The 24,700-nt window shown below is 59.7% G+C and carries 22 protein-coding genes; 6 read left to right on the top strand and 16 right to left on the bottom strand.

Going from position 1 to position 24,700, the window contains the following annotated elements:
* Positions 1-3: 3 nt before the first annotated feature.
* Positions 4-312: a conjugal transfer protein TraC gene (gene traC, locus Q4481_RS19005; protein WP_304377986.1), complete on the bottom strand. Its 309-nt coding sequence runs from the start codon at positions 310-312 to the stop codon at positions 4-6.
* Between the two features lie 246 nt (positions 313-558).
* Here traC and traA point away from each other — a divergent pair, with 246 nt between their 5' ends.
* From traA to Q4481_RS18980, 5 genes are all read left to right on the top strand, one after another.
* Positions 559-3,861 (top strand): Ti-type conjugative transfer relaxase TraA, encoded by a 3,303-nt coding sequence (gene traA, locus Q4481_RS19000; RefSeq protein WP_304377985.1) that lies wholly within the window; start codon positions 559-561, stop codon positions 3,859-3,861.
* A gap of 17 nt (positions 3,862-3,878) precedes the next feature.
* The gene (traF, locus tag Q4481_RS18995) at positions 3,879-4,388 is read left to right on the top strand and encodes a conjugative transfer signal peptidase TraF (protein WP_304378089.1); all 510 of its coding nucleotides are present in this window, start codon (positions 3,879-3,881) and stop codon (positions 4,386-4,388) included.
* A gap of 28 nt (positions 4,389-4,416) precedes the next feature.
* Positions 4,417-5,562, top strand: coding sequence for a conjugal transfer protein TraB (locus Q4481_RS18990; RefSeq protein WP_304377984.1), 1,146 nt, complete (start codon positions 4,417-4,419; stop codon positions 5,560-5,562).
* 12 nt (positions 5,563-5,574) lie between these two features.
* Positions 5,575-6,204: a TraH family protein gene (locus Q4481_RS18985; RefSeq protein WP_304377983.1), complete on the top strand. Its 630-nt coding sequence runs from the start codon at positions 5,575-5,577 to the stop codon at positions 6,202-6,204.
* 321 nt (positions 6,205-6,525) lie between these two features.
* Positions 6,526-6,834, top strand: coding sequence for a transcriptional repressor TraM (locus Q4481_RS18980; RefSeq protein WP_304377982.1), 309 nt, complete (start codon positions 6,526-6,528; stop codon positions 6,832-6,834).
* Between the two features lie 3 nt (positions 6,835-6,837).
* Here the strand turns inward: Q4481_RS18980 and traR are convergent, their stop codons facing one another.
* From traR to Q4481_RS18905, 15 genes are all read right to left on the bottom strand, one after another.
* Complete coding sequence (gene traR / locus Q4481_RS18975) at positions 6,838-7,542, bottom strand: autoinducer-binding transcriptional regulator TraR (RefSeq protein ID WP_304377981.1); 705 nt, start codon at positions 7,540-7,542, stop codon at positions 6,838-6,840.
* A 591-nt stretch (positions 7,543-8,133) separates the two neighbouring features.
* The gene (locus Q4481_RS18970; protein WP_354542326.1) at positions 8,134-9,165 is read right to left on the bottom strand and encodes a phosphotransferase family protein; all 1,032 of its coding nucleotides are present in this window, start codon (positions 9,163-9,165) and stop codon (positions 8,134-8,136) included.
* A 13-nt stretch (positions 9,166-9,178) separates the two neighbouring features.
* The gene (locus Q4481_RS18965; RefSeq protein ID WP_304377979.1) at positions 9,179-10,789 is read right to left on the bottom strand and encodes an AMP-binding protein; all 1,611 of its coding nucleotides are present in this window, start codon (positions 10,787-10,789) and stop codon (positions 9,179-9,181) included.
* 22 nt (positions 10,790-10,811) lie between these two features.
* Entirely contained in the window at positions 10,812-12,020 is a 1,209-nt protein-coding gene (locus Q4481_RS18960; RefSeq protein ID WP_304377978.1) for an acyl-CoA dehydrogenase family protein, read from the bottom strand.
* 10 nt (positions 12,021-12,030) lie between these two features.
* Entirely contained in the window at positions 12,031-12,825 is a 795-nt protein-coding gene (locus Q4481_RS18955; RefSeq protein ID WP_377353398.1) for an SDR family NAD(P)-dependent oxidoreductase, read from the bottom strand.
* A gap of 195 nt (positions 12,826-13,020) precedes the next feature.
* A complete protein-coding gene (locus Q4481_RS18950; RefSeq protein WP_304377976.1) occupies positions 13,021-14,514 on the bottom strand; it encodes a flavin-containing monooxygenase in 1,494 nt (497 codons plus the stop codon).
* A 17-nt stretch (positions 14,515-14,531) separates the two neighbouring features.
* Positions 14,532-15,401 (bottom strand): alpha/beta fold hydrolase, encoded by an 870-nt coding sequence (locus Q4481_RS18945; RefSeq protein ID WP_304377975.1) that lies wholly within the window; start codon positions 15,399-15,401, stop codon positions 14,532-14,534.
* A 195-nt stretch (positions 15,402-15,596) separates the two neighbouring features.
* On the bottom strand, positions 15,597-16,373 hold the full coding sequence (locus Q4481_RS18940) for an SDR family oxidoreductase (RefSeq protein WP_304377974.1): 777 nt from the start codon (positions 16,371-16,373) through the stop codon (positions 15,597-15,599).
* An 18-nt stretch (positions 16,374-16,391) separates the two neighbouring features.
* Positions 16,392-17,147 (bottom strand): SDR family NAD(P)-dependent oxidoreductase, encoded by a 756-nt coding sequence (locus Q4481_RS18935; RefSeq protein WP_304377973.1) that lies wholly within the window; start codon positions 17,145-17,147, stop codon positions 16,392-16,394.
* Between the two features lie 63 nt (positions 17,148-17,210).
* The gene (locus Q4481_RS18930; protein WP_304377972.1) at positions 17,211-17,930 is read right to left on the bottom strand and encodes an ABC transporter ATP-binding protein; all 720 of its coding nucleotides are present in this window, start codon (positions 17,928-17,930) and stop codon (positions 17,211-17,213) included.
* The gene (locus tag Q4481_RS18925) at positions 17,927-19,651 is read right to left on the bottom strand and encodes a branched-chain amino acid ABC transporter ATP-binding protein/permease (protein WP_304377971.1); all 1,725 of its coding nucleotides are present in this window, start codon (positions 19,649-19,651) and stop codon (positions 17,927-17,929) included. The genes Q4481_RS18930 and Q4481_RS18925 overlap by 4 nt, the downstream gene beginning before the upstream one ends.
* Positions 19,638-20,507: a branched-chain amino acid ABC transporter permease gene (locus tag Q4481_RS18920; RefSeq protein ID WP_304377970.1), complete on the bottom strand. Its 870-nt coding sequence runs from the start codon at positions 20,505-20,507 to the stop codon at positions 19,638-19,640. Before Q4481_RS18920 ends, Q4481_RS18925 begins: the two co-directional genes overlap by 14 nt.
* A 69-nt stretch (positions 20,508-20,576) precedes the next feature.
* On the bottom strand, positions 20,577-21,761 hold the full coding sequence (locus Q4481_RS18915) for an ABC transporter substrate-binding protein (protein WP_377353410.1): 1,185 nt from the start codon (positions 21,759-21,761) through the stop codon (positions 20,577-20,579).
* A gap of 181 nt (positions 21,762-21,942) precedes the next feature.
* Positions 21,943-22,728: a 3-ketoacyl-ACP reductase gene (locus Q4481_RS18910; RefSeq protein ID WP_304377968.1), complete on the bottom strand. Its 786-nt coding sequence runs from the start codon at positions 22,726-22,728 to the stop codon at positions 21,943-21,945.
* Positions 22,729-22,981: 253 nt separating this feature from the next.
* On the bottom strand, positions 22,982-23,941 hold the full coding sequence (locus tag Q4481_RS18905; RefSeq protein ID WP_304377967.1) for a helix-turn-helix domain-containing protein: 960 nt from the start codon (positions 23,939-23,941) through the stop codon (positions 22,982-22,984).
* Between the two features lie 332 nt (positions 23,942-24,273).
* Here Q4481_RS18905 and Q4481_RS24600 point away from each other — a divergent pair, with 332 nt between their 5' ends.
* Positions 24,274-24,423 (top strand): GntR family transcriptional regulator, encoded by a 150-nt coding sequence (locus Q4481_RS24600; RefSeq protein WP_354542325.1) that lies wholly within the window; start codon positions 24,274-24,276, stop codon positions 24,421-24,423.
* The last annotated feature ends 277 nt before the right edge of the window (positions 24,424-24,700 follow it).

Here is a 24,700-nt window from a genome sequence, read left to right as displayed (position 1 = left end):
CGCTCAAGCCTCGCCAGCGCCGCCCGCATTCGAGCCAGTCGCGAGCGTCGCGGACGTGTCGCCGCCGGTCCTGCCGTCGCCGACATTCTTCTTTCCGGTCGTAGCTCGCGTTGTTGCCCCTTGGCCTCCGCGAAACCGCCCGGCGATGTCCTCGAACGCCGCCTGAAGCGCGGCTTCCTCGATCTCGATTTCGCCGAGCCCGGCCTTGAGCGCGATCCTGCCGATGCGTTCGGCCTCGCGTGTTTCTGCTGCTTTGAGCTGCTCCTGGAGCCTGACGATTTCCTCCCTGATCTTCGACGACGGCTTCTTCATTCCGGTGGCACTCCTTGGCTCTTTTGGCGTTGCATGCGCGACGCCAAAACTCCTCCGGATGCCCTTGGGATGAAATGTGCAGATTTGCACGTCGGCAAAGCCGACACTTTGGAGGATCATCCCGCCGTTCCGAAGGAGCGGTTCCAAGGGCGCAATTATACGTCGCTGACGCGACGCCTTGCGTGGAGGCCCGAGCGGCGTGGCCAGCTCCCGACGAACGAGGTCCGAACCAGGAGCTTTTGTCGCGTGGCCATCGCCCACTTCTCAGTCAGCATCGTCAGCCGCGGCGACGGCCGCAGCGCCGTGCTGTCGGCGGCCTACCGGCACTGCGCCAGGATGGAATACGAGCGCGAGGCCCGCACCATCGACTACACCCGCAAACAGGGGCTCCTGCACGAGGAATTCCTGCTTCCGGCCGATGCGCCGAAATGGGCACGGATGCTGATTGCCGACCGGTCGATTTCCGGCGCATCCGAAGCTTTCTGGAACAAGGTCGAGGCCTTCGAGAAACGTGCCGACGCCCAGCTCGCAAAGGACCTGACCATCGCCCTGCCGCTGGAGCTGACGGCCGAACAGAACATCGCGCTGGTGCGGGATTTCGTGGAGCGGCACATCCTCTCTAAGGGCATGGTCGCCGACTGGGTCTATCACGACAATCCCGGCAATCCGCACATCCACCTGATGACGACCCTGCGTCCTCTGACCGAGGACGGGTTCGGCGCGAAGAAGCTCCCGATCCTCGGCGAAGACGGGCAGCCGTTGCGCAACAAGGCGGGAAAGATCGTCTACGAGCTTTGGGCCGGCGGGACGGATGATTTCAATGCCTTTCGTGACGCCTGGTTCGAGCGTCTCAATCATCATCTGGCGCTGAATGGGATCTCGCTGCGCGTCGATGGCCGATCCTACGAGAAGCAGGGCATCGATCTGGAACCGACCATCCATCTCGGCGTAGGCGCGAAGGCGATCGAGCGCAAGGCGGAGAAACAGGGCGTTCGGCTGGAGCTGGATCGGATCGAGCTGAACGATGCGCGGCGCGCGGAAAACACCCGCCGCATTCTTCGAAACCCTGGGATCGTGCTCGACCTGATCACGCGGGAAAAGAGCGTCTTCGATGAGCGCGATGTCGCGAAAGTTCTGCATCGCTATGTCGATGATCCGGCTGTCTTCCAGCAGCTGATGTTGAGCATCATCCTGAACCGGCAAGTTCTCCCGCTCCAGCGCGACACGATCGACTTCGCCACCGGCGCGAAGGTGCCGGCGCTCTATTCGACACGAGAGATGATCCGGCTCGAGGCGACGATGGCGCGGCAGGCGATGTGGCTGTCGCGCCGTGAAACCCATGACGTCGATGACAAGGTGCTGGCGGCGACGTTCGCGCGACATGCTCGCCTGTCCGACGAGCAGAAGGCGGCGATCGAACGGATTGCCGGTTCCGCGCGGATAGCAGCCGTGGTCGGCCGCGCCGGCGCAGGCAAGACCACGATGATGAAGGCTGCGCGCGAGGCCTGGGAGCTCGCCGGATATCGCGTGGTCGGCGGCGCCCTTGCCGGCAAGGCGGCCGAGGGACTGGAGAAGCAGGCGGGCATCGTCTCCCGCACACTCGCTTCCTGGGAGCTGCGCTGGCAACAGGGCCGTGACACGCTCGACGCCAGGACCGTGTTTGTCATGGACGAGGCCGGCATGGTCGCCTCGAAACAGATGGCGGGCTTTGTTGATGGTGTTGTCCGGGCCGGCGCGAAGATCGTGCTGGTCGGCGATCCCGAGCAGCTTCAGCCGATCGAGGCGGGCGCTGCCTTCCGCGCCATCATCGATCGTATCGGCTATGCCGAGCTCGAGACGATCTACCGCCAGCGCGAGGAGTGGATGCGGCATGCCTCGCTCGATCTCGCGCGCGGCAACGTTGAACGGGGGTTGCTGGCCTATCGCACCCGCGGTCATGTCGTTGGAGAAAAGCTGAAGTCGGAAGCCGTCGAGAGTTTGATCGCTGATTGGAACCGCGACTACGATCAGAAGAAAACCACGTTGATCCTCGCGCATCTGCGCCGCGACGTTCGCATACTGAACATGATGGCGCGCGAAAAGCTGGTCGAGCGCGGTATTGTGGGTGAGGGACACGTATTCAGAACCGCCGACGGCACCCGCCAGTTCGACGCTGGCGACCAGATCGTTTTCCTGAAGAACGAGGGTTCGCTCGGCGTCAAGAACGGGATGATCGGCCGTGTGATCGAGGCCACGCCCAACCGCATCGTTGCAACGGTGGGGGAGGGCGATCAGCGCCGGCAGGTGACGGTCGAGCAGCGGTTCTACAGTGATCTCGATCACGGTTATGCCACCACGATCCACAAGAGCCAGGGCGCCACTGTCGACCGGGTGAAAGTGCTGGCTTCACTCTCTCTGGATCGCCACCTGACCTATGTCGCGATGACGCGCCATCGAGAGGACCTTCAGGTCTATTTCGGGCGCCGCTCCTTCGAGATGAATGGTGGGCTGACCAAGGTTCTCTCCGGGAAAAATGCCAAGGAGACGACGCTCGACTACGAGCGCGGCACGCTCTACCGCGAGGCGCTTCGCTTCGCCGAAAACCGTGGGCTGCATATCATGCAGGTGGCGCGGACGCTGCTGCGCGACCGGCTCGACTGGACGCTGCGCCAGAAAAGCAAGCTCACCGATCTCACCAACCGCCTTCGCCAGCTCGGTGAACGTTTCGGCCTGCGGCAATCCCCGCCAACACAATCAGCCAAGGAGTCGAAACCCATGGTCGCCGGCATCACCCGGTTCGAGAATTCCGTTGCAGACACGGTTGAGCAAAAACTCGACGCCGATCTGGCGCTGAAGAAGCAATGGGAGGAGGTCTCGATCCGCTTCCGCTATGTCTTCGCTGATCCCGAGACGGCGTTTCGGGCGATGAACTTTGATGCCGTGTTGGCCGACAGGGACACGGCGCGACAGGTGCTGCAGAAGCTTGAGACCGAGCCGATGTCGATCGGGCCGCTCAAGGGCAAGACCGGCATTCTTGCCAGCAAGACGGATCGCGAGGCGCGCCGCATCGCCGAGGTCAATGTGCCCGCATTGAAACGCGACCTGGAACGCTATCTGCAGATGCGCGAGAGCGCGGTGCAACGGCATGAAGCCGAAGAGAACACGCTGCGCCAGCGTGTCTCGATCGACATACCGGCGCTGTCTCCGGCCGCGCGCGCCGTGCTGGAGCGCGTACGTGACGCGATCGACAGGAACGATCTGCCGGCCGCACTTGCATATGCGCTGAGCAATCGCGAGACGAAGCTGGAGATTGACGAGTTCAACAAGGCTGTAGCCCAACGGTTTGGCGAACGCATCCTGCTGACCAATGCCGCACGTGAGCCATCGGGCAAACTCTTCGACAAACTCTCCGAGGGAATGCAGCCCGAGGTGAAGGAACGTCTCAAGGAAGCCTGGCCGGTCATGCGCACGGCCCAGCAGCTCGCCGCCGATGAGCGTACGACCGAGACCCTGCGGCAGGTAGAGGAATTGCGTCTCGCGCAACGCCAGACTCCGGTTGTGAAGCAATGAAGCGGCGCGGTGCGATCATGCTGTTGAGCACGTTGTTGATGGCTGTCGCCAGCGTTGGCACGATCGCGACCGTCGGCGGCTATCGGCTAAACCTGACGCCGAGCGAGCCGCTCGGGCTCTGGCGCATCGAGAAACTCGATCGTCCGGTAAAGGCTGGGGATATTGTCTTCATCTGCTCGCCTGCGACCGCACCGTTCGAGGAAGCGCGACTGCGAGGATATCTCCGGCGGGGCTTGTGCGCCGGTGGGTTTGCGCCGCTGATCAAGACGGTCGCCGCGATTCCCGGACAGCACGTCGAAATTACCGATCACGTCGCGATCGACGGCCGTTCCCTTGCCGCATCCGCCGTCCGGAAGACGGACGGAGAGGGCAGGACGATCGCGCCATATCCAGGTGGCAACGTGCCATCAGGACATCTCTATCTCCACTCCTTTTTTGCGAGCTCCTATGATTCCCGATACTTCGGACCGGTTCCGGACAGTGGCCTTCTCGGCCTCGCCCGCCAGGTCCTTACCTTCGATCCGTGATCACATTGCTGGCCATTGGCGATCTGCGTTGCTCATCGTCGCATCCGTCGCCTGCGGCTCACTCGGCTGGAGCAGCAATGTGCTCACCCTTCCGGTCGCGATGCTGTTTCCAGCGCTTTGGGCGATGTCGCCGTCGCGCATGGTCGCGGCGCTCGTGTCGGCTGGCTATTTCCTGGCGGCCTCGCGCGGTCTGCCGCAGGGCGTCGCGAACTTCTTTTCAGCCGATCTTTGGCCGGGCTTCCTTCTCTGGTTCGCGGCCTCGGCCTCCTTCGTCGCCGTACATGCGGTCGCGTGGACAAGGCGTCCGGGAATAGGGAGGGCGGTGCGCTATCTGGTGGCTGCGGCGCTGATGGGGCTGCCGCCCTTCGGCATCACTGGGTGGGCGCATCCGCTTACCGCAGCTGGCGTACTGTTTCCCGGATGGGGATGGTGGGGATTGCTCGCAACGGCAGCCGGCCTGCTCGCAATGGTGACGAGATATCGGCTGGCTGCCGCCATTGGCCTCGGAGGCTTCTGGCTCTGGTCCGCAGCAACGTGGACGAAGCCAAGCTTACCGGAGGTATGGAGAGGCGTCGAGCTTGAATACGGCCAGACGCTCGGTCGCGATGGGTCGCTCGAGTATCACCGTGACCAGATTGCCACGGTGCGCCTGACCGCGTCTGCGGATGCCGGCGTCAGTGTCGTGGTGCTGCCTGAAAGCGCGCTCGGTTTCTGGACGCCGACGGTCGCGCGTCTCTGGCGGGAGGGGTTGCGCGGGTCCGGCCTCACCATCATCGCCGGCGCGGCTGTCGTCGAGCAGCAAGGCTACGACAACGTCATGGTAACGATCTCGGCCGACGAGGCGCGGATCCTCTATCGCGAGCGCATGCCGGTCCCTGTCTCGATGTGGCAGCCATGGCTTCGGTGGACGCGGCAAGGCGGTGGTGCCCGCGCCAACCTCTTCGGCAACCCGGTTGTCGAGGTCGATGGCAAGAGGATTGCGCCGCTGATCTGCTACGAGCAACTAATCCTCTGGCCGGTGTTGCAGTCGATGCTGCGTTCCCCAGCCATCATCGTCGCCACGGGAAACGGCTGGTGGACCGAAGGCACTTCGATCGTTGCAATCCAGAAGGCGAGCGCTACCGCCTGGGCGAAGCTCTTCGACCTGCCCGTCGTCATGGCCTTCAACACATGAGGAGAAGCCGGGATGGTCGATGCCGCCCTCATCAAACAATGCGCCGATCCGGGCTTAAAGCCCGCGATTGTCGAACAGTTCATTGAGCGGGCGGGGTCGGAGGATCCGCTCGAGATCACAGTCCGGTCCGGAAACAGGATCGTGCTCGTGCCGAAACCGAAGACAGCGGACGAGGCGATGGGCCTGATCCGCAAGCATATCGGCCGAGAGACGATCCGCGTCGGCATCACACAATATCCGGCGGGGCTCGGTATCATGGAGGCCGGTGCGCTGAAACCAGACCTGGTCGATCCTTGCGAAAATCTCCGTATGGGCACCGCGCTCTTCGCCAAAGTCTATCGTATCGTCATGAAATGGTACGGTAATCCCAGTGAAAAAGAGGTTCTTCCGCAGGTGCTCGAGGACGCGATCATCGCCTGGCAGACGGGATTCTTCGAGGGAACGGCCGTATTCAGCGCGCCGGACCCTGGTGAGATAAAGGCCCCTGAAGCTGGCAGGGACGAGCACACGAGTGACGCGATCGAGGAGTCAGCAGATTCTGCCGAGTTGAACGCAAGCAAGCCGTCGGAGAATGTGGCCCGCAGCGATGATCCCAACAAGGCGGGTATTCGTGTCGATCTCTCCGGTATCGGTGCCAAATGACATTGATGCTCGCGAAAGTCACAGCGCGACTTACGTGATCATGTGCATGTTTGCACTGGCGAATTCAGCTTCCGCCCTCTATAAGGGCGAATAGGGCAGTACGCGCTGCCTCGAGGTGTGGAAACCTCTATCTGGCGGTTGGCGCTGGCCGTTGCAGCACCAGAATCCTCTGACCGATTGGCCGGGGGCCTGTGACGTATGTCCAGGTGCTCCGGTACTAAAGGTCGCAGGACTGTCCAGGTACAGTTTCCAACCCCCGGCTTGGGATCAGGGATTAACGTTTGCGGGGGCGCACCGCGGACAAGCCGGAGACTGGATCGAATGACACCAGACGCGCCAATATCGGAAGACAAACTCGAAATGCGTCCCGTGTACGGGCTGACGCAGGGTCTGCCCAAGGCTGACCTGGAGAGCTTGACGGTGGATGCTATCCGGACCCATCGGCGTCTGGTCGACACTGCAGATCGGCTGTTCCAGGCACTGCCCGACACCTACAAATCTGGTAAGGAGGCGGGCGGCGTGCAGCACCTCACTTACATCCAGTCCTGCATGGAGATGCATGCGCAGATGTATGTGGTGAACACGCTGGTCACCATTCTTGGTCATATTCCGAAAGTGTCGATGAACTGAGGCTCAGATTAGCTTTCGGCGGATAGCGACGGCAGTGAGATGGGTCAGTGTGTGCACGTCAAACCGCTTCTTCGTTTCGGCGATTTTGACGCGCACGCTGTTGTACTTGACGCCCTCTAGGTCCGCTGTCTCCTCCATAGTCTTCCCGACAGCTATCCAACTCAGATAGGCCGCCCCTTTGGGATCCAGTCCAATCGGCTCCTCGACACTCGGGGTCGGATCAGCGAAATTGATGCGGGCATGAAGTTGCGCGACGGCGGATGCAGCTTCGACAGGGTCGATCTCGCGGTCCAGGTCGATTGCCGGCTTCTCCGAGGCAAGCGTGAACATGGCCATGGAACCGTGTGCGGCCTTGATGGGCACCGTGATGCCGGAGCGAATTCCAAAATCGGCTGCATGCGCAAAGAACGAGCGTTCAGCTTTCGATAGCTGTGGACTCTCCTGTTTACCGCTCCAGGCGAAGGCTCGTTTCAGGAACTTTGCTCGCCGGATTACCGGATCAATCGCAAGATAGTCCCGCGCGAAATAGTCGGCTTGCCATTCCTGACGATAGTTCGAGATTGCAAGCGAACGCCCTGGCTGGATGTTGAGATAGGCATAGCCTCCAAAACCAATTTGTTGGGTAAAGGTTGCCAGCGCGTCTTTCAAGATGCTTTCGTCGCCAGGAATTGCAGCGAGGTCTGTTAACTTGTCCGGCCACTGTTGCATGATAAACTCCACGAGGTCGCTAGGCGGTACAGATCCTACATGCCCTTCACGCCAAAACTAACCAATGGCTGCATAATCCATCTTGCGGAACTTTTTTCTATTCCCAATTGAAGCTTAAATTCTTGCGCAAGGCAGGGAGAAGTTTCGCAGGATACTAAGCAGAAAATGTCAATCGACTTCACGCTTACGGCGCTATTGATTTGCCGTGAAAGAAGGGTCCTTACTGTGGGCGGTACAAAGTGATCTGTACGCGCCGATTAGGGATGGTGGTTGAGGCACCGTTGAAGATATCGCACTAAAATTATAATCAAGACTAGCAGCAATCATAGGCTGTATAAAGGCTTCCGATTGCATGCACAATCCTGATGATGCAACCAGCCCGCCAGCGTGATGACAGGCGGAAACACCAATTTCCGGCGGTCCAAGGTCTGGTCCCAGAGCAAAGCCTAAGACTCTCCAAAATGGGCGTAGCGATATTGGATCTCAGATCAGGCAGTATGCGTATCTATCACTCACATGTATGATATACCCAATTCGGGCAGAAGGCACTCCGAGCTGATTTGAAATCGCATAGCGCGGGCTTTCTGGCGACTACGCTTCGTGGACAACGTCGAACACTATCTCAAGCGCTCGCTCCGCAAAGCGGGTTGCAAGAGGAATGACCTCAGCCGCATTTTCCGCAGCTGCATTTCCAGCGCGCACGCGATCAGCAATGCCTACAAAGATAACGGCAAAACGAAAGAGCGCGAATGCCTTGTGGAATGGAAGAAGCGGCGCGATGGCGGGGACCGCAGCCATATAGCGTTCGACAAATTCCGCCTCTTCCGGAATCCCGAGACGCTTTCGGTCAAAGCCGAGTATACCGCCATATTCTTCCGGGCTGGTATGCCATGGCATGACGCAGAAGCCGAGATCGCCGAGCGGATGGCCCAAGGTCGAGAGTTCCCAGTCCAGGATCGCGACCACTCGGGGCTCTGTCGGATGAAAGAGCAAATTGCCCATGCGAAAATCGCCATGAGCCAGCCGTACCATGCCATCGTCCTGCGGCAGGTTGGCGGGAAGCCATTCAACAAGGTTGTCGAGCGCAGGGATGGTCGAGTGTAGCGACGAATTCAACCATTGTTTTGTCCAGCGCGCGATCTGACGCTCGAAGTAGTTACCGGGCGGACCGAAATCGCCAAGACCGATATCCGCTGGAATTACCGAATGCATCGCAGCAAGCGCATCGGCGGCTCCCATCCAGATGGCATGCCGCTCATCCGGCTCCAAACCCGGGAGGGCACAGTCCGTGAAAACGCGACCATCAACCCGATCCATCAGATAAAACGGCGTCCCTAGCAACCCGGGATCTTCATGGAAGAGAATTGGGCGCGGTACCGGAACGCCGACCGGGTTTAGGGCCGATAGAATACGAAATTCGCGATCAATCGCATGCGCGCCCTTCAAGATAAGTCCTGCGGGCTTCTTCCGGAGCACCATCCGTAGTGTACCATGCGTGACAAAATAGGTCGGGTTTGATTGTCCGCCGGAAATTCTCTCGATTTCAAGATATCGGCTCGATCCGAATTGATCATCAAGGAATGCCCGCAGGGCGCCGACATCGAAATCGAGGGACGGGGACATCGCATTCGCCATATCAGTTTTCTTCCCCCGCCCTGTGTGTCACATCATTGCGCAGTTCAAACTTCTTGATTTTCCCGGTCGCAGTCCGCGGAAGCGATAGAAAAACGAATTTCCTCGGGACCTTGAAATGCGCCAGATGCTCGCGGCAGAAAGAGCGTAGCGTCTCCGATGTCACAGACTGCCCGGGCTTAAGCTCGATGAAGGCATATGGGACCTCACCCCATTTCGGATCGGGCGCGGCAACAACCGCAGCAAGAAAGACCGCCGGATGCAGATGCAGAACGCTTTCCACCTCGAGGCTCGAAATGTTTTCCCCACCGGAGATGATGACATCCTTGGCGCGATCCTTGATTTCGATCTGCCCGTCAGGATGCTGGACCGCAAGGTCGCCGGTGTGAAAAACGCCGTTCCTGAAAGCCTCCTCGGTCGCCTGCGGGTCGCGGTAGTATCCCGCCATAAGCGTATTTCCCTGCAGAACGATCTCGCCGATCGTGTTGCCATCCGAAGGAACTAAGTTGTTGCTTTCGTCGACAAGTCGCACGCGATTGGCGGTCACGTGCTGGACACCCTGTCGGGCAAGAAGCGTTGCCCTTTCGGTGATGGAAAGTGATTTCTCCGCGTCGCTCAAGATACGCAGTGTCGACGGACCGTAGCTTTCAGTGAGCCCATAGAGATGTATGAACTCGAAACCGAGCGCATCCATTTGGGCAATCAGCGCGCTCGTCGGGGCAGCACCGCCGGTCGCAACGGTGACAACGCGAGAGGGATCGCGCAAGGCGCGCGCCTCATGGTTCAGCAGCATATGGAGCACGACCGGTGCGCAGGCCATGTGGGTCACCCCAACGCTTTCGATCACCTCAAAGATTTCCGCGGGGTCAACCCGTTCCAGGCAAACGTGAACACCACCCGCCGCCGTTATGGCCCAGGTGTGGCACCAGCCATTGCAGTGAAACATCGGCAGTACCCACAGATAGATACTATGCCGGTTGAAGCCGAGTTCGATCACATTACCGAGCGAATTCAGATAGGCGCCGCGATGATGCAAGACCACGCCCTTCGGATGGCTTGTGGTGCCGGACGTGTAGTTCAGGGCTATCGGCTGCCATTCATGCGCCACCTGCCCCCATTGATGGGGCGGGATCGGATCCATTGCATCCAGGAGCGCCAGACCAGAAAGCGCATCGGACCCATCGGACGCCAGGCAAACGAATGGAACGCCGGCCACGGCTGCCGCCGCTTCGGCAATGTCCCGGCAGCCTGGGTCGGCTATCATCAGCCGGCTCTCTGAGTGAGACAGAATATAGGCGACCGTCTCGCGGTCCAAGCGCGTGTTGACCGAGTTGATGACAGCGCCGAGCAACGGAACCGCATAATGTGCAGCCAACATTTCCGGTCTGTTGGGGCACATCAGCGAAACGACGTCGCCCGCTTTGACACCTTGCGATGCCAGGAATCTGGCAAGCGCCCATACGATGTTGCCCAACGCAGCATAGGTCCACACCCGTTCGCCCCAGATCACGGCCTTCCGGTCCGGATGCGCCGTCAGCGCGCGCTCAAGGAGGTTGAGCGGCGTCAGCGGCGTGCAATTTGCTGGTCTCGACCCAAGATAGACCTCATCGCGCATCAGAATTCCCCCCCGACATCTGTCAATTGTGGCTTGCTGGCCATGCCCAGAATTGCCGATCTTCCTTGTCGAGATGGCGCTCAAGGACCATCTTGTGGACCTCGTCCGCTCCGTCGACCAGGCGCGCCTGACGCGCATAGCGGTAAATCCATTCCAGCGGCGTGTCCGTCGAATAGCCGCGCGCACCGTTGATCTGGATCGCCGTATCGGCAGCCTTGTGCAGGAGATTGGCTACATGGATCTTCGCCATCGAAACCTCCTTTCGCGCATAGCCGCCACGATCGAGCTCCCACGCCGCCTTCATGACCAGGAGCCGTCCGATCTCAATCTGCATCGAAAGGTCACCAAGCATCATGCGAATGCTTTCCCGCTTGGACAGCCTCTCGCCAAAGGCGAAACGCTCGGCAGCGTAGGTCCGGGCAATCTCCACGCAGCGCTTCGACAGGCCCAGCCAGCGCATGCAATGGGTGAGGCGCGCGGGGCCAAGCCGCATCTGGGTCACTTTCAACCCTTCACCTTCGCCAAGCAGGATGTCCCCTGCGGGAATTTCAAGGTCCTCGAAAACCAGTTCGCAATGGCCGCCATGTTCCTCCGGCCCCATGATCGGAATGCGCCGCTCGATGCGCCAGCCCGGCTGGTCACGATCGAACAGAAAGGCCGTCAACCCCTTGCGTTCATCATCCGATGTTCGCGCCATCAAAATGAAATGCTGCGCCTCTTCGGCCGCGGTAATGAACCATTTGCGCCCGCGGATGAGATACTTGTCCCCCTTGCGCGTCGCCGTCGTCTGCATCATCGACGGATCTGAACCAGAGCCGGGATTTGGCTCTGTCATGGCAAAGGCAGAGCGGACCTTTCCTTCTACGATCGGCTGCAGCCAGCGGGCCTTCTGCGCATCGGTCCCCGCCTGCTCGAGAACCATCATGTTCCCGTCGTCAGGCGCCGCAGAATTGAAAACGGCGGGCCCGAAGATCGAACGGTTCATCTCCTCGTAGCAGACCGCCATGCCGATCTTGCCAAGCCCTGCACCACCGGTTTCCGGTTTGAGTTGCAGACACCAGAGGCCTTCGGCACGCGCTTTTTCCCGGAGAGGCTCGAGAAAGTCGAGGCGAATGTTCCCATGATCATCATAGGCGTCGCGGTTGCCTTCAACCGGCAATATTTCATCCTCGACGAAACGTGCAATGCGACTGCGGTAATCGTCGATTTCAGCAGAGATTGTAAAATCCATGACCTGGTCCTTACAGGGAGGAGACGAGATGCCCGCCATCCACGACGATCTCGGTTCCAGTAATGAAACGACTCGCATCCGATGCGAGCAACAGAAGCGCGCCCCTGAGATCATCGACCTGGCCGAGACGGCGTTGCGGGATGCGGCGAATGAGTGCCTGGCCGGCTTCAGAGGCAAAGAATTCCCGGTTGAGGTCTGTTTCGATATAGCCCGGGCAAAGCGCATTGACGCGAATGTCGAAGCGAGCCCATTCGAGCGCGAGTGACCGCGTCAACTGGATCACACCGGCCTTTGCCGCGGCGTAGGCGGCAACATTGCCCGCAACCCGTATCCCTAGGATCGACGCGATGTTGATGAGGCTACCGCCGTTGCCGGCTTCCTTCATCCGACTAGCAGCGGCCTTGGCAACCCGGAAAACCCCACCCAGATCCGTTTGGATGACCCGGTCCCAATCGTCCATCGTCGTCCGCAGGGCTGGCCCATCATGCGTTACGCCCGCATTGTTGACCACGATGTCGAAGATACCCGCAGAACCGGCAAACGCCCTTTCCACCGATTGATCGTCCGTGACATCCATCTCGACGATGGAGACGCTTCCGCCGGCCCTTGTAATCGTTGCCGCAGTTTCATCCAGCGCCGAGCGCCTGCGCGCGGCAATGGTGACCCCGGCTCCCGATTGAGCAAGCGTCTGCGCAAAATAGCGACCGAGGCCGGAAGATGCACCGGACACGAATGCGGACTTTCCATCGAGCGAAAAATTCAATTCAGAACCTCTTATTCGAGCGAGCGTTCGCGTTGCAATCATAAGACGCGTCAAAGGCGCGTATGTGCCCGCTCAAGTCCAAGACTTGCACATCTGTTTCATGAGAATTGGAGACGAGCGTCATTTCCGGCAAGACGATGCCGGCACTGCTTGAGACAACCTATCGCCAGTGAGCGGAAATCGCCCCTGTTTTGTCGATGAGCACGACGGTCTAGCCGCCGTGTCTCGCCGATTTCATCAAACCGCAGCCGCTATCGACTTGCCGTCCATGAGATAACCATCGGGTTCGAAGCTTCCGTTTTCATCCCGGAAGGCGTAGGCGAAATCTGGCCACAGCACGGTTAGACGACCGCTGTTGGGGTCGCGGTACCAGAAATTGCAGCCTCCGGCGAGCCAGACGGTTCCAGCGCTCCGCTGCTCGATTGCTGCGACATAGCGCGCCTCGGCTTCGACACTCGCTTCCAGGGTCTCCGAGCCACTCGCCTTGGCGTAATCGAGAGCGCCGAGGATATAGTCCACTTGTGCCTCGAGGATATAGACCATGGTGTGATGGCCGAGACCGGTATTGGGCCCGAGCATCATGAAAAGATTGGGGAAGCCCGGAACTGTGATGGAATCGTATGCCTGCATTCCTCGGGTCCATCGCTCGGCCAGACTGGTCTCACGACCATGGATGCGATGTGCTACCGGCGGTTCCGCCGCCTCGAAGCCGGTAGCAAAAACCAGCACGTCGAGGTCGTAGGACATTCCGCTTGCGGCAACGGCCTTGCTGCCGTCGACCCGCGCCAGGGCCGATGTTTCAAGACTCACGTGCTTCTCGTTGAATGACGGATAATAATTGTTGGAAATCAGCACGCGCTTGCAGCCGATTTCGTAATCCGGTGTGAGGCTCGCACGGAGCGTGGGATCAGGCACCTGGGCCGCAAGGTGGTCGAGGGCCATTTTGCGCGCTTCGGCAACGAAAGCCGGTACGGCGCGCCGCTGCGCATAGGCATATTCGCCAAACCAGAAGATTTCGGAACGAAGAGCCGTCATCGTGTCCGGCAGCCGGGTGAAGGTGCGCTTTTCCGCTTCTGTGTAGGCCCGATCGGGCCGCGGGATAATGTAGGGCGCGCTGCGCTGAAAGACCACGACCTCGCTCGCTACCTTCGAAACTTCCGGCACGATCTGGATGGCAGACGCGCCGGAACCGACGACACCTACACGTTTGCCCTTCAGATCCGCGGCATGGTCCCAGCGTGCGGAATGGAAGGAGCAGCCATGGAAACTTTCGAGCCCGGGCATTGCCGGCAAATGTGCGTCGGCGAGAACCCCGGTTGCGGTGATGAGATAGCGCCCGCGCCAGACGCCGCGCGTCGTCTCCACAGTCCAGCGCCGACCGGTTTCGTCCCAGTTCGCCTGCAGCATCTCTGCGCCGAACTGGATATGCGGCACCAGGCCCGTCTTGCGGGCACAATCGCGGAGATAGTCCCAGATTTCCCCACCGGGCGAGAAGACCCGCGACCAATCGGGCTTCGGCATGAAGGAGAAGGAATAGAGATGCGAGGGTACATCGCAGGCCACCCCCGGATAGGTATTGTCGCGCCAGGCGCCACCGACATCGTCAGCACGTTCGAGAATGACGAAATCGTCCATTCCCTTCTGTTTCAGTTTCATAGCCATGCCGAGGCCGCTGAAGCCAGCGCCGACAATGATGAGGGAGGTTTCGTGGATGGTCCATTCTACTGTCATTTCGGTCTCCTCCTCGCTTACGGCTTGATCTCGGGAATGATCGATCCGGCTGGGTAGGCCAGCGGATCGCGCGCAAAATTGTCGACCAGGCGCAGCACTTCCGCCGGACGCTCGAATACCACCGCATGTCCGGAAACGACCTCGACATATCGTGCATCCTCGATCATGCCGAACAGAGCCCGGCAATGATGCACAGGCACCATTGTGTCGTGGGTGCAGGCAATCACCAGGGTGGTCGCCCGGATTTGCGGCACGAGGTCGGAGATATCGACGCGGCTGTTCAGTTCCATCTGCTTGTCAACGAAATCGTCGAGCGGCATCGCGGCTCCGCCGGCGAGATCTGCGAACGTCTTGCTGGAGAGGAATGGTGAACCGAAGGCCGCATAAATGGTATAATCATCGAGTTGCGGCGAATTGGTTTTGCGCAGCGCGTGCCAGACGCGATTGAAGAGGGTCTGTTTCAGATCGGTTTTGACCCAGCCAGCCAGGAGAACGAGGTTCGCGATGCGATCCGGATAGCGCGCCGCAGCAGAAGCTGCCACCACTGCCCCAAGCGAAAACCCGAGGAGCGTTACTTTCTGGCCCGGCGCCGCATCATCCATGACGGCAAGCACCTGTTCTTCGATATGTTCGATTTCCAGCGCTTCATCCGGCTTTACGGGATTGGCGAGATCGATCGAAATGACCCGATGACGTACCGCCAGCATTGGAAACAGAAAACCGAAATGTCCTTGCGTACTTCCCGAAGATCCATGCACCAGCACGATCGGCGGATGACCGGCCTCCGTTCGTCCGGCGTCATGATAGGTCACCGGGATGCCCCCGACCTTGATTTGTCGGGTCACGACCCCGGATGCGAGCGGTATTGCGCTACTGTCTTGTTCCATCACTATGCTCCTCCTTCACGCCATACAAACACGGAGGAACAGGCGTTTTGCATTCGCCTCTCCCAAACCGGCCGTTGCGTGCGTTTCCCAAAAATCGCGGCAGAGCCGCGTTCTTCCATTCTCGCAAGGTTAGACCAATTCCTTCGGCCGGTTTTCGCGCTCGCGGCACAATTGTTTTGCCGCAGCGGTAGAGGATCAATATCCCGTGGCCGGACGGATGAGTTCGTGCCGCAGCTCGCGGGGGGTCGCATCGAAGTGGTCGGCGGCAGCGCGATCCTCCTCACGTACGAACCAATGCACTTGCTGCCCTGAGACAGCCCGCCAGACCGTTTCGGCCACCTTGTCCGCAGTGACGTTGACACCGCTCAGGGCAACGGATTTTGCCGTCGTCTCCGCTTTGGAGAGTATCGGCGTGTCGACATATCCGACCATGACGTCGCTCACCCGGACGCCCGCTTTCTCGAACTCGATATTTAGGGCTTCCGTAAGCCCCCGAATCGCAAATTTGCTCGCCGAATAGACCGCCAGATCGGGAACACCGTAAATGGCGGCCGCCGAACTCATGGTCACAATGGCGGCATGCCCATGAGCCTTGAGATAGGGGGTGGCTGCAGCGATAGAGTTGACGACACCCTTGATGTTGACATCGAGGATGGCATGCAGCCGCTCAAGTGGAGTTTCGGCGAAAGGTCGCATGTCGAGGAGACCGGCGGAATTGAACAACGCTGCCAGTTTGTTCTCCGGTCCGACAAAAGTTGCCAATGCACTTTCGACAGTCGCCGGATCGAGCACATCGAGCGGGAGTACCATGGCGTTCGAGCCCAGGTCATGGCCCAGCCGTTCCAGGGTCTCGACATCGCGGTCGGCCAAGCCGACGCGCCATCCGCGGGCAGCAAAAAGACGGGCGGTGGCCGCCCCGATTCCTGATGCCGCTCCAGTAATGAATATGTTTGGCATCGTGCGATTGCTCATACTCTTCTTCCGGTAACTTCAATCGACGAACTGGCCACCGGCAGAATAAAGTGTCTGACCGGTCATATAGCTGCTCTCGTCGGAGGCCAGGAAAAGACAGGTATTGGCCTGCTCGTGCGGCGTGCCGGTGCGTTTCATCGGTGTCATTGCCATTGCCCAGCGGTTCTCGTTACTGTCTTCGGCAACGTCCCACATCGGTGTTGAGGTGAAGCCCGGCGCCACGGCATTCACGCGAATACCCGTCTGGGCGAGTTCAAGCGCCATCACCTTGGTCAGCATGATCACTCCCGCCTTGGCCATGCAGTAGGCGCCCGAACCCTCGATCGGTATCTTGCCTGCGGTCGAGGCAATGTTGACGATCGATCCACCCGTCCCCTGTGTCATCAGTTTGCGCGCCAATGCGCGCGCTGAACGCATCACCCCTGTCAGATTGATATCGAGCATTCGCTGGAAGACAGGCGTGTCGAGTTCCAGCATGGGGATCGGATCAAGCCGGATGCCGGCCGCAAAAACCCCAACGTCGACCTGGCCGAACCGCTCCACCGCCGTGTCGATCATGCTTTCGCAATCGCGGTCAGAGGTCGTATCGACGATCAGTGTCTCGGCCTCCCCCCCAGCCGCACGGATGCGCTGCAATGTCTCCTCACCCGGCTTCATGTCGGCGATCAGGATCCGGGCGCCTTCTTCCGCAAATCGTAACGCGCACGCCTGGCCGATACCGCTGGCGCCGCCGGTGATGACAGCAACCTTGCCATCCAGTCTTCGTCCGGTCATTCGTTTCACTCCCTTTGAATTGAATGCTGCTATCGTGTCGATGATCTCGTCTGGCGGCACGCGTTAGACGACGTCGACGCCCGCGTCGTTGAGATCGCCGAGATAAAGGTGATGGAGCCGCGCTGGATCATTGCGGAGAGAGGCGCAATCGCCTTCGTAGACTACACGGCCGCGCCGCATCACATAGGCACGATCGCCGATCTCCAGAGCCAGATGGGCAAACTGTTCGACCAGCACCACGGCCAGGCCCTGGTCAGCCAACCGCCGGACACCCTTCATCAGCCTGCTGACCACGACAGGTGCCAGCCCGGCAGACATCTCGTCGATCAGCAAAACCTTCGGGCGGCCAGCCAGCGCCCGACCAATGACCACCATCTGCTGTTCGCCACCCGAGAGCATGCGGGACTGGATGTCCCTCCGGGCAAGAAGCTCTGGAAAGAGATCGTAAATCTGATCGAGGGCCGCGTCATCTCGTTGACCGACCAGCAAATTTTCCTCGGTCGTCATGCTTCCGAAAACCGTGCGGCCCTGTTCGACATGCGCCAGTCCGGCCCGCGATCTGGTGCCGGCTCCCTCCCGAGAGAGGTTAACGTTTTCGAGCAGGACCTCTCCATCTGCGACCGGTGCAACGCCCGAAATCCCCTCAAGCAAGGTTGTCTTGCCGGCGCCATTGGCGCCAAGAAGCACGCTGATTTCGCCGGCCCGCGCGATGAGGCTGACACCCCGCACCACCGGAATGTTCGTTCTGTGAATGACGAGCGCCCGTACTTCCAGCATGGTCATTCGGCTGCCTCCAGATCGATATCGATGCCCATATAGGCTTTTTGCACGATCGGCATGGCCAGCACGTCGCGGGTCGGCCCCGTCGCGATGACCGTGCCGAAATCGAGAACCGTCACCTCCGAACAAGCCGTTCGAACCAGGTCCATGTCGTGCTCGATCAGCAGAACCGAAGATCCGAACCGAGAGGGGATCTCTGCAATCCGCTGGCCGAGCATCACGGCCTCGGCATAGGATTGGCCCGCCGCCGGCTCATCGAGCAGAATGACGGGCGGGCGGGCTGCGACGACACCGGCAACATCGAGCAATCGCCTGGCACCGGCGTCGATCGTATCGATCAGCGCATCGGCTGAAGGGCAGCCGAGCCATGCGAGAACCGCATCGATCTGCTCGTCGTCGAGTTCTCCGCCCGAAGACAGGTGGATATAGTCGCCGACCGTCAGTTCAGGCGCTATTCGGGTCGTTTGCCAGGTGCGGCGAATGCCGACGCGGGCGCGTTGTGTCACATTTAGGGCGTCGATACTGGTGCCCTGAAACAGGATCTCACCGTCATATTGGTGGATGAACCCCGTGATGGCGTCAACGAAAGTGGACTTTCCGGCGCCATTCGGCCCGATCAATCCGACAACCTTGCCCCTCGGCACGGCAAGCGAGGCAGCGTTCACGGCCACGACATTGCCGTAGCGAACGGTCAGGTCGCGCACTTCGAGCGCCCGTTCCGCCTCGGCAAACACGCGCGCGGCGGGCAAGGCATCGACAGCTGCGCGTTGTTTGTCTGTTGCCGGGCGCGACAGCCATTTAAGGCCGAGCCTAAGGAAGGTTTCGCTGATCGTTTCGCCCGTACTCAACGCCTGAACGGCGCCGATACCGAACAGAACGCTGCCGAAATCCTGCGGCAGGTTGAGGCGTCGCAACAATTCCGGAAAGAACGCAACCAAGAGGCCGCCGATGATGGCCCCGAGGGTAAAATGCGCTCCGACCATGGTTGCGACCGCAAAAAGCGTGAGCGACTGCATCATGGAAAAATTGTCGGCAAGCGCGGTGCCCATATATCCGGTCAGCAAACCGCCGGCGATTCCCGCAAGGAAGGCGCTGATGGCGAAGGCGCTCAATTTTGCGCGCGGCACGGAAACACCGAGCGAGGCGGCCGCGCGCTCCGAATGGCGCACTGCAAGCCATGATGCGCCCAGACGCGACCGTACGAGAAACTCGATCGCAACGGCGATTAGGCAATAGACCCCGACAACGAAGACGAAGTAACCGGTGTCGCTTTCGAAACCTGTCGGACGGGCGACGAGGGTAAAGGTCGTCTGACCCGGAAATGTCGTCGATCCCAGCACCACTCCGAATGCAACGGCAAAGCCCAAAGTGACGATCGCGAGATTGATGCCGCGCAGCCTCAAGGCAGGCAATCCGATTGCGACCCCGAACGGTACCGCCGCAAGTCCACCGATGACGATCCAAACCGGTAAACCGCCTGGAAAACCGGCGAGATTGAGATATCCCACCGTCCAGGCGCCCACTCCGGCAAAGGACATCTGGCAGAGCGAGATCATGCCGGCCCGACCGACCACTATCCCCATGCTCTGCAGGGAAACGCCGATGATGAAAACGGCAGTGACGAGATAGACCCAGTATGCCGGCAGGAGAAACAGGCAGATCAGGCCGAGCGAAATGATCGAAACCGCTGTTTTCAGAGCGTTCAGTCCACTAGCGCGCTTCATCCCAGCGGGCTCCTCTCTGTGACCACAAAAGTACGACGAGAATGACGATGAACGGCACTGCCGCCCGATATTGGTTCAAACCAACAAAGCCGCTGGCGATCCCTTCGATGATACCGATCACGATTCCGCCGATCAGCGCGATCCGGAAACTCCGGAATGACCCGATCAGGGCGGCTGCAAACGCCGGCACGACGAGCAGACTGAGCGATCCGAAATCCGGTGACCGCAAAGGCGCAACCAGCATCAGGGCAAAACAGGTGACGGCACCGCTCACGCCCCAGACCCCGAGCGCCAGCCACCGCACCCGAATGCCGAGTAGTTCTGCCGCCATTGGCCGTTCCGAAAGCGCACGGAGCTGCAGGCCCGTACGGGTGCGGGCCAGAAACTGCTCGACGGCAATCGTCAGCAGCAGGGCCAGTCCAATAGCAAGAAGTGACGCCTTGGTTATTATGACATTTGCGATGCTCAAGCCAGCGCCGCCGACGAGATCAGGAAATGCCCGCGGATGCTGGCCGCCGGTAAAGCGAAGGCCCAAGGCGACGATGCAGACGAGGATTGCCGCGGTTACCGCAGCCTTGACGGATTGGTTGGCCCCTGAGAACCAGACCGTTGTGATGAAGCCGACAGCGACAGAAGCGAAGGTCCCGACCGCGATGCCGATCAGCGTGGCGGGGAGAAGCGGAAGACCGCGTTCGGAGAGCAGAACCATCGAAAAGGCACCGACGGCGCCAAGTGCTGTCGCCGTAAAGTTTACGACGGCAACGAGCCTATAGGTGAAGACGACGCAGACCCCTAGGATCGCATAGGCACCGCCGGCGGAAAGCCCTGCGACCGCGGACGTGAGTAGAGCGTTCATGAAGTCAATCTCGGTTGATGAGGAGGCCGGGCAGGCAATCCTTGGATCGCTGCCCGGCAAACACATGCATCATTTCTTCGCGGGCAGGACGAACCAGTCGGGCGTGACGATTTTCCATTCGCCGCCTTCGAGCTTGACCACCTTGGTCGCGCGCATCGGGCTGTCCGTCGCTCCCTTTCCGAAGCGATAAGGGCCGGCCGCAATCGGATAGGATGCCGGCTGCATGTCGCGGAGAGCCGCAGTCACGGTGTCGCGTGTCACCGGACCGTCGATGCCGGCGATGACATCGGCGATGATCCGGCCTGCGAGATAGCCACCTTGCGAGAACGCACTGGCCGGAAGTTTGGCTTCCGTCACCATGGCGCGCCAATCCTTGTTGGCCTCGGAAGACAGCGTATAAGGCTCCCATTCTGTGCCGACATAGATCGGCTGACCGGATTTCGCCAGGGCAGACGCGACGCCTTCGGTGTAGCCCGACGCCAGGAAGAGCCAGTTGATGCCAGTGATCCCCTGGGCATCGGCGGTGTTGATCCATTGGACGATCCCCGGTTCGACCTGGTTGGTGAACACGGCATCACAACCTTCATCCCGCGCGCGAATGAGGAACGGCGTCAGGTCTCCCTGAACTGGCAAAGTCATATCGATTATTTGAAGCTTGTTGCCAGTGATGGTTTCCCAATCTTTCAGGGCGTTTTCCATCGCCTCTTTCCAACCGCCGATGACATAGTTGAAAGCGCAGAGCTTCTTGGCGCCGAGTTCCTGGCTGGCGTAGTAGAGCATGGCAGTCGTCAGCGTGTAGGGTCCGGGATGGACCGGCGCGACCGAGGGTGAGTTGTAGCAGACCGGGTCGACCCCGAGGCCGGCAACGCTCAACACATTGGAGCGCTGGTAGAGACCGGCGTTCACGCCGCAATCGAGTAGGCTGGCATTGCCGACCATCGCCACGATTCCACGATTGTCGATGAGATCGCGAGCGGATTGAGCCGCAACCAACGGGTCGCCGCGATCATCGGCGATCTCATATTCAACCTTGCAGCCATTGATGCCGCCGGCGGCATTGAGCTGTTCGAAAAAGGCCGCTGTGGCTTTCGGTCCTGCGGAAAAATCCACCGGGCCGGTCACGGTCGAAACCGCACCCAACCGGATCGGTCCATCGGCACAGGTCGGCCCGGCGGCAAGCGCCGTGCCTCCAAGTGCCAGAACGCCGACGCTCAGTGCGATACAGAGGCCGGCTGCCTTCCATACATGTTTCAAGTGGGTCTTCATCTGCTTACTCCTCTCCCATTTTCAGATTTGCTATTTGGCCACGGAGCACCGCGCGGCTTCCGCCTCGCTACAAAAGTGCGCCGAGCGGGGACGCAACAGCGTTTCGGCATCTCAGAGCCGAATGCCGAAGCGCCACTCCGTCCCATGCGTCTAATGCAAGCTTCGAAGCCTATGCGGTTGCGATGCCATAGCCGCCATCCACATAAACAGGATGACCGACCAGATAGGGCAATTCGCCCGCCGCGAGCGTTGCGATGGTGCGCCCGACATCGCTCTCTTCACCCCACCGATTCATGGGCACGTCGCCATTCCGGATATGAGCCTCGATGGCCTCGCTTGGAGCGCCCTCGCTTGCAGTCATGGCCGTACGGATGAAACCCGGCCGGACTTCATGGACATGGATGCCCGAGCCGGCAAGCGTCAGCGCAAAGAGGCCGGCGACCATCGAGAGGCCGGCCTTGGAAATGCAATATTCCGGGATATCGACAGAGACGTGATTGGCGGCGATCGATGTGATGAACATCATGCTGCGATAGTAGGGCCCGTCTTCGGCTGCCTGCATCAGGCGTCCAACGGCCTGGGCTAGAAAGAAATTGCCGCGCAAGTTGATGCCGATATTGTGTTCGAACGCCTCGGGCGTGAGCGTGAGGACATTGCTCAGTCTCAGCGGCGCGACCCCGGCATTGTTGACCAGGCAATCGATCGCACCAAATGCGTCCCATGCTTCGTGGGCAAGTCGTTCGAGAGTTCCGAGATCGGAAATGTCGGCCTTGACGAAATGCGCGCCAGCACCTTTGCTTGCGAGTTGAGCTAGCGTCTCACGTGCAATATCGTCGTCGTGACGATCGACAATGACCAGATCAAATCCACGGTCAGCCAAAGCCAACGCGCAACCGCGTCCCAGACCCTGCCGGCCCCCCGTTACGACCGCAACCGGCCTGTGTTGTTGTGCCATCCCCTCTCTCCTCCAGTCATGACATGCCGACGATCTTCTCTACCCAGGGGCGTGAGATCTCCTGCAATGTCGAGTTTAGAGAAATATCCAGGCTTCACTTCACGCTAACGGCACTATTGCTTTGCCGTGCAAGAAGAGTTTTTCGGGGTGAAACCAAAGCGCATATCCCCGTGCGCCGGCGAGAACCAGCAGCGTAGCTATCAAGATACGAAACGGCGTGGCATTTCGCCTCTGCAGAATTGATCCGCCTGGATCAATTCTGTGGTTTTGTTCCCATGAACTCGCTTGGTGAACGGCCATACTGCGCCTTGAAAGCACGGTTGAAACTGGACACGTTGGTGAACCCGGCCGCATAGGCAATCTCGCAAATGAGTTGAGAGCCAACCTTGCGGTTCAACTCCAGCTCCTTGCGGCAGGCTTCGAGCCGCCGCTTCTGAACCCACCGCATGGGGGAAACGCCTTCGGCGGAGAAAATGTCCGACAGGTAACGGGCGCTGATGCCAATGCCGTTGGCGATGGTTTGCGGGCTAAGATCTTCATCATCGAGATGGGCTTCGATGAATTCGCAAGCGCGAGCCAGGATCTTCTTGCGATGCAGGCTCAAGCCGACGGCGCCATCATGAACTTCGGCATTGACCATTTCACCGACAAAGCTGACCAGAGACTGCGCAAGAAGCTTTGCACCCCTTAGGCTCACTTCATTGAATTCGCTCAAGGCGCTGCTGGCAAGGTGCTGTACCGCAAGGCCCATCCCCTTGTTCGCATCCAGAGCTCGCCAGAGGACATCATTCACCGACAGGGCGTAAGAGCGCAGAACCTCTGCAGGTATGCGCAGCCAGAGCGCCTCGAGCTCATCGGACATCTCGATCTCATATTCTTGATCGGCGGCGACAATACCCAATTGACCTCGGTTCAAGCTGCATTCACGGCCGAGGTGCTTGACGCGTATTCCCCCTATCAATGGCAGACAGGCGAAGTAATACCGGCTGTCGGCATCGTTCATATGACGTTGCAGGCGGCGCGACGAGCTGTTCGGAGCAGAGTGAGCTGAACGCACAAGCAACAGATCGCCGGGTCGTGCCACAGTAAACCGGGCATGGGCGTTTTTCGGCCATGAAAGCTCAACCCGCGTAAATAAGGCGTCGATGGTTTCTGGTTGGTACTCGCCCATTTCTACGACGGAGCTTCGCACCGTATCGCAGGCACTGTTCATCTCTGTTCCTCCCAGACAGTCGATAGTTCTATACCCGCCCCACTTCCGCGCGGCTGGCTTTGTTCCGGAAGAGGTTCCTCCGCTCTTTTTGGAACGCTGCGTGTTTTCCAAGGTAGATAGAACTATCTCCCCAGCCCGACGAGATTGGGATCTTGACCGGCGACATTGCAGGATTATAGGATTATCTGACAATGTAATCGTGGTCAAGTTGACGACAGGTACATGGCTGAAGTGCGACGCTTCTGAATAAGCAGCATTGGCGGTGATCATTGCTCGTCCAATTAATCTATGTCGCCTAGTGACAAGATTAATTTGAAGAGAGGGATCGGTGTATGTCCGATTTGTTGGAGAGCGGCGGCTTGCGACAGGTGGACATTGAGCCTGCGTACAGGCGGGTCGCCCGGATGATAGAGGAACAAATCGTGGCCGGTCGGCTCAAGACTGGTCAGTTGCTTCCCACAGAAGGCGAACTTGCAGAGTAGCTTCGCGTCCACCGTTCGACGATCCGCGAAGGTATCCGCGCATTGGAAAACGCTGGTCTGATCAGACGCGCTGTAGCAAAGAGGCTGGAAATCGCGGCACCGGAAATAGCCGCGATCAGCTCTGTGGTCGCGCGCGCCCTAGGGCTCCGTAAGTCAGGAGCCGTTTTGCAGCCACCTGTCAGAACGGGTAATGCTGGTTTGGATCTTCGATTGTGATCCAGCGGAGTTCTGTGAACTCGTTGATGGCAGCCTTGCCGCCGAAACGTCCATAGCCGGA

It is taken from the genome of Fluviirhizobium alvei (genome assembly GCF_030551875.1).
GTDB lineage: Bacteria > Pseudomonadota > Alphaproteobacteria > Rhizobiales > Rhizobiaceae > Rhizobium_E > Rhizobium_E alvei.
The sequence above is the reverse complement of the archived record's forward strand: the minus strand, read 5'-3'. Positions and strand labels throughout refer to the sequence as shown.